The organism is Amycolatopsis sp. NPDC026612, assembly GCF_040638285.1.
GTDB lineage: Bacteria > Actinomycetota > Actinomycetes > Mycobacteriales > Pseudonocardiaceae > Amycolatopsis.
In genome coordinates, this window is the sequence record NZ_JBEZYB010000065.1 from 34468 (window position 1) to 42871 (window position 8404).

An 8404-nucleotide genomic window follows, 5' to 3' on the forward strand; every position below is an offset into this window, starting at 1 on the left:
AAGACCGCCCGGCAAACCTGGCCAGAACTGGACAACGCGGAAAGACCATGCGGAAACGGGGGCCCGATGAGGCCGTTCAGGATCTTCACCGTCATCGTCACACTCACGCTCGCGACCACCACGTTCACCCCCGGCGCCGCCACCGCGGCGACCGGACCGGCCGTCCGGCCGGTGACCGCCTGCGCCGACCTGGTCCGCGGGTTCACCCTCCCGGGCGCACCCACCCACGTGGCCTCGGCGGCCGTCGTCGCGGCCACCGGGACCGACCCCGAATACTGCGGCGTGCAGGGCTACGTCGAACCCGCCGTGCGGTTCGAGCTGCGGCTGCCCACCAAGACCTACGCCGGGCGCTACCTGCAGTACGGCTGCGGCGGCTTCTGCGGCCTGGTCAACCCGCCCGCCTTCGCCGACTGCGGCCTGCCCCACGGTGGCGACGTCGCGGTCGCCGCCACTGACGACGGGCACGTCGGGCACACCCCCGCCGTCGTCGACGACGGCAGCTGGGGCGCGAACGACCAGGCCGCCCGCAACGACTTCGAGTTCCGCGCACCCCACGTCGTCTCGCGCGCCTCCAAGGCGATCATCCAGGCGTTCTACGGCGCCCCGCCGAAGAAGTCCTACTTCACCGGCTGCTCCGACGGCGGCCGCGAAGCCCTCCTGCTCGCCCAGCGCTACCCGGCGGACTTCGACGGCATCGACGCCGGCGCTCCCGCGAACTACTGGGGCCCGCTGCTCGGGGTGTACCAGACGTGGCTGGCGCGGGTGAACACCGCCGCGGACGGCAGCCCGATCCTCACCGCCGCCAAGCTGCCCGCCCTGCACGCCGCCGTCCTGGCCGCCTGTGACCGCCTCGACGGGCTCACCGACGGCCAGCTCGACGACCCGCGCGCCTGCCACTTCGATCCGGCGAAGCTGACCTGCACCGGCGCGGACACGCCGTCCTGCCTCACCCCGGCCCAGGCCGCGGCGGCTCGCAAGCTGTACTCGCCGCCCACCGACGCCCACGGCACGCTGCTCTACCCCGGTGGCCAGCAGCCCGGGTCCGAGCTGTCCTGGGCCGGCTGGATCATCGGCACCCCCGAGACCGGTGGCTTCCCCTTCGCCCGCAACCTCGCCGACAACTACCTGCGCTACCTCGGCTACCCGATCGGCGCGCCGGCCTCGACCGTCGACACCTTCGCCTTCACCAAAGCCGAGTTCGACCGGCTCACCCCGGTCGGCGTCCGCTACGACGCGCTGAACCTCGACCTGTCGGCGTTCCGCGACCGCGGCGGCAAACTCGTGCTCTGGCACGGCTGGGCCGACGAAGCCATCCCGCCGACCGGCACGCTCGACTACTACCAGCGGCTCACCCACGGCCGTTCGCAGGACTGGGCGCGACTGTTCATGGTTCCGTCGCTCTACCACTGCGGCGGCGGCACGACGCTCACCGAGTTCGACCCGCTGCGGGAGCTGGTCGCCTGGGTCGAACGCGGCACCGCACCCACGCGGGTGACCGCGACCGGCCGTGACGCCGCCGGTAACGTCACCCGCACCCGCCCGGTGTTCGCCTACCCGCAGCGGGCGGTCTACGACGGCACCGGCAGCGTCGACGACGCGGCCAGCTTCCGCCCGGCGCCGCCCACCTCGCCGGTCCGGGACGTCGTCGACTGGGCCGGCAACGGGCTGTACGCGATCCCGGGGCCGGTGGCCCGGTAAAACCGGTCACGCGGGGTCCGGTGTCGTCACTAAGGTCACGACCATGACGACGACGACACCGGACCCCGCCGACCGGGTACTCGCCCGCGCCTCCCTCGCCCGCAACGACCCGACCGGGTGGTTCGACCAGCTCTACACCGCCGCCGAGCGCGGCGAAGCGGAGGTCCCGTGGACCCGGGGCAAGCCGAACGCCGACCTGGCCGCCTGGGTGCGGCCCGGCGCGGGCCGCCGGGCCCTGGTGGTGGGCAGCGCGCTGGGCGACGACTCGGAACTGCTGTCGGCCCACGGCTGGACGGTGACCGGGTTCGACGTCGCCCCGACCGCGGTGGCGGCGGCCCGCGCGCGCTTCCCGGAGTCCACAGTGGACTACGTGGTGGCCGACCTGCTGAACCCGCCGGGGGAGTGGCACCACGCGTTCGACCTGGTCGTGGAGATCATGAACATCCAGGCGATGCCCCGCGACTTCCGGCCCGCGGCCTTGACGTCCCTGGCCTCGTTCCTCGCCCCGGGTGGCACGGCGATCGTGTCCGAGGTCGCGGAGGAGAACATGGACATGGCGAACTGGCAGAGCCCGCCGTGGCCGTTCAGCCGCCCGGAAGTCGAATCGGTCGCCCAGGACGGCGTCCGGCTGGTGAGCCTGCAGACCATTCGCGCGGGCGCCCGCTACTGGGCCACCTTCACGCGGTGATCCGGTGGCGGCCGGGCGTGCTGCCGACGACGGCCGTGAAGGCCGCGATGAAGTGACTCGGGTTCGCCCACCCGCAGGCGTGGGCGACGTGGGTGGTGTCGTGGCCGTCGGCGAGCAGGACCAGCGCGTGGTGGACGCGCAGCTGGGTGCGCCACGCGTAGAACGTCATGCCGAGTTCGGTGCGGAACAACCGGCTGAGCGTGCGTGCACTGGCGCCGACCCGCGCCCCGAGCTCCGCCAGTGACGTGGTGTCCCCCGGCTTCTCGTCCAGCACCCGCGCCAGCGCGCGCAGCCGGTCGTCCCGCGGTTCCGGCAGCTGGAGCGGCTGCTCGGGGGCCGCGCGCAGTTCGTCGACGAGGACCCGGCGAAGGCGGGCGCTCGCGGCGCGGTCGTACTCGCGCGGGCCCGTCAGGGCGAGCAGCACCTCGCGGGCGAGGTCCGAAGCGGTGAACACGGCCGGGTGGTCCGGGACGAGCCGGGCCACCGAGGGCGGCAGGAACACGATCCGCATGTCGGTGTGGCCGTGCGCGCGGTGCCGGTGGGTGTACCCGGCCGGCGTCCAGGCGACCCGGTTGGCCGGGACGATCCACGTGCCCCGCTCGGTGCGCAGGGACAGGACACCGCGGGCCGCGTAGACCAGGTGTCCCCGCGTGTGGGCCTCCGCCGGGACGGTTTCGCCCGGCGGCCACAGGTGCGCCCCGCCGGACGGCCAGATCCGGGAGTTCGGCGCGGTTTGGCGGCCAATGGGCATGAACTGGCATTCTACCGGTGGCAGGCCACCCCGTGCCCCGGTGACAGTGGACGCATGAACACCAAGACGATGCGAGCCGCGGTCTGCGTCCGGGCGGGTGGCCCGGAAGTGCTGGAAATCCGGGAGCTGCCGGTCCCGGCGGTCCGGGCGGGCTGGAGCCTGGTGCAGGTGCGCGGCGCCGGCCTGAACCGGTCGGAGCTGCGGACTCGCCAGGGCCATTCCCCGGACGTGCGGTTCCCGCGGGTGCTCGGGATCGAATGCGTGGGGACCGTCGCCGCCTCCACCGACCCGCGGATCCCCGACGGCACCACGGTCGCGGCGATGATGGGGGAGATGGGCCGGGCCTTCGACGGCGGCTACGCGGAATACGCCCTGCTGCCGAACCCGCTGCTGATGCCGGTCGCCACCACCCTGCCCTGGGACGTCCTCGCCGCGCTCCCCGAGACGTACCTGACCGCGCAGGGCGCACTCGACGCGCTCAGCATCGGGCCGGGCAGCACCGGACGGCTGCTGATCCGCGGCGGCACGTCCTCGGTCGGGCTGGCCGCCGCCGCCATCGCGACCGCCCACGGCGTGGCGGTCGCCGCCACCACCCGGCGACCGGAGAAAGCCGCCGCACTGACCGGCCACGTGCTCATCGACGACGGCGGCCCGCTGACCGGCCTGTCCGAGCTGTGGCCCGAGGGCCCGGACTGGGTCCTCGACCTCGTCGGCGCCCGCACGGCCGTGGACTCCCTGCACCTGGTCCGCCGGGGCGGAACGGTGTGCGTGGCCGGCTCGCTCAGCGGGTGGCTCATCCCGGACTTCGAACCGATCGCGAAGATCCCGTCCGGCACCAAACTGACGGCCTTCCACAGCAACGACCACCAAGGCGCCACCGACGTGCTGCAACGGATCGTCGACGACGTCGAGGCCGGCGGCTACCACCCCCACCTCGACCGCGTCTTCCCCCTCGACGCCATCGCCGCCGCCCACCGGTACATGGAGAACGACGAAGCCGCCGGAAAGCTCGTCGTGCTGCCGTGATCAGCAGTTCTCGAGGAACCGGGACAGCACCCGGGTGCCGAAGTGCAGACCCGCCACCGGCACCCGCTCATCCACCCCGTGCGCCATCGCCCGGTACGGGAACCCCTTCGGCAGCCACAGCGGCGCGAACCCGTAGCAGTCGATCCCCAGCCGGGTGAACGCCTTCGCGTCCGTCCCGCCGCCCAGGCAGTACGGCACCACGACCGCTTCCGGATCTTCCGCACGCAGCGCCGCGGCCATCGCGTCGAACCACGGGGAGTCCACCGGCGCCTCCACCGGCGGCTGGTGCGCGACGAACTCGCGCGTCACACCCTCGCCGAGCAGCTCGTCCAGCGCGGCGAACAACGACTCCTCGGTGCCCGGCAGCACCCGCACGTCGATCTGCGCGGTCGCCGTCGAGGGAATGACGTTCACCTTGTAGCCCGCGTCGAGCATCGTCGGGGTGGTGCTGGTCCGGATCGTCGGGACCACCAGCGCGCCCGCCGGGCCCAGCGCTGCGACCGAGGCGTCCACGCCGTCCGAAGAGGACAGGTCGACCGGGACGCCCAGCGCCGCGCCGGTCCGCTCCAGGAACGCCCGGACCGCCGGGGTCAGCGACACCGGCCAGCGGTGCGCGGCGATCCGGTGCAGCGCCCCCACCAGCCGGGTGACGGCGTTCTCGTCGTTCGGGCGCGAGCCGTGCCCGGCCCGGCCCCGCGCGGTCAGGCGCAGGTGCGCCGTCCCGCGCTCGGCCGTGCCGACCGGGTACAGGTGCACGTCCCGGCCGTCGGCGGCGGGCACGTGGTAGGTGTAGCCGCCCGACTCGCCGATCGCCGCCACGCAGCCGTCGAACAGTTCCGGGTGCCGGGCGACCAGCCAGTGCGCACCCCAGTCCCCGCGGTCCTCCTCGTCGGCGACGAACGCGAGCACCAGCTCACGCCGTGGCCGCGCCCCGCCGGCGAGGGCGGCCAGCACCATCGCCACGAAGTCCTTCATGTCGGTCGCGCCGCGGCCCCACAGGTACCCGTCGCGCACCTCACCGGCGAACGGCGGCACCGACCAGTCCGCGGCGTCCGCCGGGACGACGTCCAGGTGCCCCTGCACCAGCAGCGCCGGCAGCGCCGGGTCCGTGCCCGGTACGCGCGCGATGACGCTGGCCCGCCCGGGCGCCGCCTCGATGATCCGCGCCGGGATCCCCAGGCCGTCGAGGAACGCCGCCACGTACTCCGCGGCCGGGCGCTCGCCCTCGGCGTCGTTCCCGCCGCGGTTGGTCGTGTCGAACCGGATCAGGTCCGCGCACAGCTCGACGACGTCAGCCACGTCAGCCATAGATGCCCTGCACCGCCCCCGCCGCGATCGCCGTGACGACCTTGAAGCACTGCATCGCCCCGGTCATGTCGGCCGCGTCGAAGCCGATCCGCCGCGTCCCGATCTGCTCCACCGTCGGGATCACCGCCGCCGCCTGCGCGAGGTGGCTCGCGTCGAACTCCACCTCGATCCGGTGCGCGCCGACCCGCCGTTCCTCCCGGCCCGCCCGCGCCATCGCGTCGGCCGCCGCGCCGGTCAGCAGCTCCGCCGTGCGCGCCGGCGGCAGGCAGATCGCCGCGTACCGGCTCACGCACTCCTTCACCTGGACCAGCTCCGCCTCCGGAGCGTAATCACGGGCGTCGTCACACGTTTTGTCGTCACCCGAAACGAGCAGGACAGGGACGCCGTACTCAGCGGCCACGCCCGCGTTCAGCCGCCCCTCGCTCGCCGGGACGTCGTCCAGCCAGACCCCGGTGATCTGGTTCTCGAGGTAGGTGTGGGAAAGGACGCCGTCGAAACCGGCGCCGGCGTGGTAGCCGAGGAAGACCACACCGTCCACACCGGAATCGATGCCCTGCATCATCGACAGCGGCTTGTGCCGCCCGGTCAGCATCCGCGCCCGCGGGTCCAGGTCCTCCAGCAGCAGGTTCCGCTGCGACGAATGGGCCTCGTTGACCAGCACGTCGTCGGCCCCGGCGGCGAACAGGCCGGCCAGCACGGCGTTGACGTCGCCGGTGAACAGCCGCCGGAAGCGGTCCCACTGCGGCGAACCGGGCACGACGTCGTCGGTCCAGGTGACGCCGGTGGCGCCCTCCATGTCCGCCGAGACCATGATGCGCATGCCGGGCACTCTAGCCAGCGCCCACCGGCCGGGGCGCGAAAGCTCCGATTACCCTCCGTCACGAAAATCGATCGATAACGATCGGGCACCTGCCGAGGCGGCAACATATTGCGCGGTTGTCCCGATATGTGGTTACTTCTCGTCCTTGGGGAGGCTCACAGCGAATGATGGGGTGGTTTTTGGTGCAGTTCCAACGCAGGACCGGACGGTTCGCCCGGGTGGGCGCGGTCGTCGCGGCCGCGACACTGGCAGCGATCCCGCTCGCCGTGCCCGCCCAGGCCCAGCAGGGCAAGGTGCTGCGGGTCGCGCTGACCACCGGCATCGACCACCTCAACCCGTTCACCGCGGTGCTGTCGGCGTCCACGCAGATCGGCCGGTTCACCTACGAGTTCCTCACCATCCCGAACGCGGAGAAGGCCGAGGCGTCACCCGCGCTCGCCGAGTCGTGGACCCCGTCGGCGGACAAGCTGACCTGGACGTTCAAGATCCGCAGCGGCGTCAAGTGGAGCGACGGCAAGCCGGTGACCGCCAAGGACGCGGCGTTCACCTTCACCCGCATGCTCAGCGACGAGAACGCCCGCACGGCCAACGGCAACTACGTGGCCAACTTCGAGACGGTCACCGCCCCCGACGACACCACCCTCGTCGTCAAGACGAAGACCGTGCAGGTCAACATGAACCTGCTCGACGTGCCGATCGTGCCCCAGCACATCTGGGAACCGGTCACCGACCTCAAGGCCCCCACCACCGACGACCTCAAGATCGCCGGCGTCTCCGACGGCCCGTTCCAGGTCACCGAGTACAAGCCGAACGAGTACGTCAAGCTCAAGGCCAACAAGGACTACTGGCGCGGCGCCCCCAAGATCGACGAACTGCAGCTGCTGCAGTTCAAGGACACCGAAGCCGCGGTCAACGCGCTCAAGCAGGGCGAAGTCGACGTCATCAACCGGCTCAACCCCAACCAGTACGCGGCGCTGCAGGGCCAGCAGGGCATCACCACCAACGCCGCCCCCGGCCGCCGCTACGACGAGCTGTCGATCAACTTCGGCGTCACCGACAACGCGAACAACCCGATCGGGGACGGCAACCCGGTGCTGAAGGACCTCAAGGTCCGCAAGGCCATCACCCAGGCCGTCGACACCCAGGCGCTGGTCGACAAGGTGCTCAAGGGCCTCGGCCAGGTCGGCGGCGGCATCGTGCCCCCGCTCTACACCGCCTACCACTGGGACCCGAGCGACACCGAAAAGGTCAAGTTCGACCTCGCCGCCGCGAACACCACCCTCGACCAGGCCGGCTACGCCAAGGGCCCGGACGGCGTCCGGACCGCCCCCGGCGGCGCCAAGCTGGAACTGCGCCTGACCGGGCACGCCAACCGCAGCTACGACCAGGGCGTCGCCCAGTACATCACCGGCTGGCTCAAGGACATCGGCATCACCGTCAAGCAGGACCTCGTCTCCGACGACGAGCTGTCCGACCGCACCGAGACCGGCAAGTACGACCTGGCCATCGGCGGCTACGGCACCAGTCCCGACCCGGACTACGCGCTGTCGCTGCACACCTGCGCCGCCCGCCCCAGCCCGGACGGCAAGGGCGGCAGCACCGACACGTTCTTCTGCGACGCCCAGTACGACGACCTCTACAAGAAGCAGCTGACCGAGACCGACGACGCCAAGCGCGCCGACTACGTCAAGCAGGCCCAGGCCCGGCTCTACAGCCAGTTCCCGACGATCGTGCTCGACTACCAGAACGCGCTCGAGGCCTACCGCTCCGACAAGTTCGCCGGCTTCACCACCCAGCCGCAGCCCAAGGGCGCCATCCTCGAGCAGTCCGGCTACTGGGGCGTCTACGGCGCCACCCCGGTCGGCGCCGAGAACACCGCGAGCAGCGGCGGCTCCGGCAACACCGTGCTGTGGATCGTCATCGGCGCGGTCGTCGTGCTGGTCCTCGTCGGCGGCGGCATCGCGTTCAGCCGTCGCGGCAAGACGGCGGAAGACCGCGAGTAGGACATGACCACGCCCGATCAGGCCGCGGTGCTCGTCGACCCCGACGAGCCCCCCCGCGGGGCCCGGACCCCCCCGGTGGTCCACAAGAATGTGGGCGCAACGCGGAAAAG

At 72.2% G+C, this 8404-nt stretch carries 7 protein-coding genes; 4 read left to right on the top strand and 3 right to left on the bottom strand.

What is annotated here, in order from left to right; all coding sequences use genetic code 11:
* Positions 1–66 precede the first annotated feature (66 nt).
* Positions 67–1698, top strand: coding sequence for a tannase/feruloyl esterase family alpha/beta hydrolase (locus AB0F15_RS35630; RefSeq protein WP_360280355.1), 1632 nt, complete (start codon positions 67–69; stop codon positions 1696–1698).
* Positions 1699–1741: 43 nt separating this feature from the next.
* Positions 1742–2386 carry a methyltransferase domain-containing protein gene (locus tag AB0F15_RS35635; RefSeq protein WP_360280358.1) on the top strand — a complete coding sequence of 215 codons (645 nt, stop codon included), beginning with the start codon at positions 1742–1744 and terminating at the stop codon, positions 2384–2386.
* Here AB0F15_RS35635 and AB0F15_RS35640 read toward each other — a convergent pair.
* Positions 2376–3137, bottom strand: a complete 762-nt coding sequence (locus AB0F15_RS35640) for a helix-turn-helix transcriptional regulator (RefSeq protein WP_360280361.1) — start codon at positions 3135–3137, stop codon at positions 2376–2378. The two genes, AB0F15_RS35635 and AB0F15_RS35640, sit on opposite strands and share 11 nt — an antisense overlap.
* A gap of 54 nt (positions 3138–3191) precedes the next feature.
* Between AB0F15_RS35640 and AB0F15_RS35645 the strand changes: the two genes are divergently transcribed.
* Positions 3192–4163, top strand: coding sequence for a zinc-binding dehydrogenase (locus tag AB0F15_RS35645; protein ID WP_360280364.1), 972 nt, complete (start codon positions 3192–3194; stop codon positions 4161–4163).
* On the opposite strand, the gene AB0F15_RS35650 is transcribed toward AB0F15_RS35645, so the two are convergent.
* Positions 4164–5471 (bottom strand): M20/M25/M40 family metallo-hydrolase, encoded by a 1308-nt coding sequence (locus AB0F15_RS35650; protein ID WP_360280367.1) that lies wholly within the window; start codon positions 5469–5471, stop codon positions 4164–4166. It abuts the gene before it with no gap.
* The gene (locus AB0F15_RS35655; protein ID WP_360280370.1) at positions 5464–6291 is read right to left on the bottom strand and encodes a M55 family metallopeptidase; all 828 of its coding nucleotides are present in this window, start codon (positions 6289–6291) and stop codon (positions 5464–5466) included. The genes AB0F15_RS35650 and AB0F15_RS35655 overlap by 8 nt, the downstream gene beginning before the upstream one ends.
* Positions 6292–6458: 167 nt before the next feature.
* Here AB0F15_RS35655 and AB0F15_RS35660 point away from each other — a divergent pair, with 167 nt between their 5' ends.
* A complete protein-coding gene (locus AB0F15_RS35660) occupies positions 6459–8294 on the top strand; it encodes an ABC transporter substrate-binding protein (protein ID WP_360280373.1) in 1836 nt (611 codons plus the stop codon).
* Positions 8295–8404 lie beyond the last annotated feature (110 nt).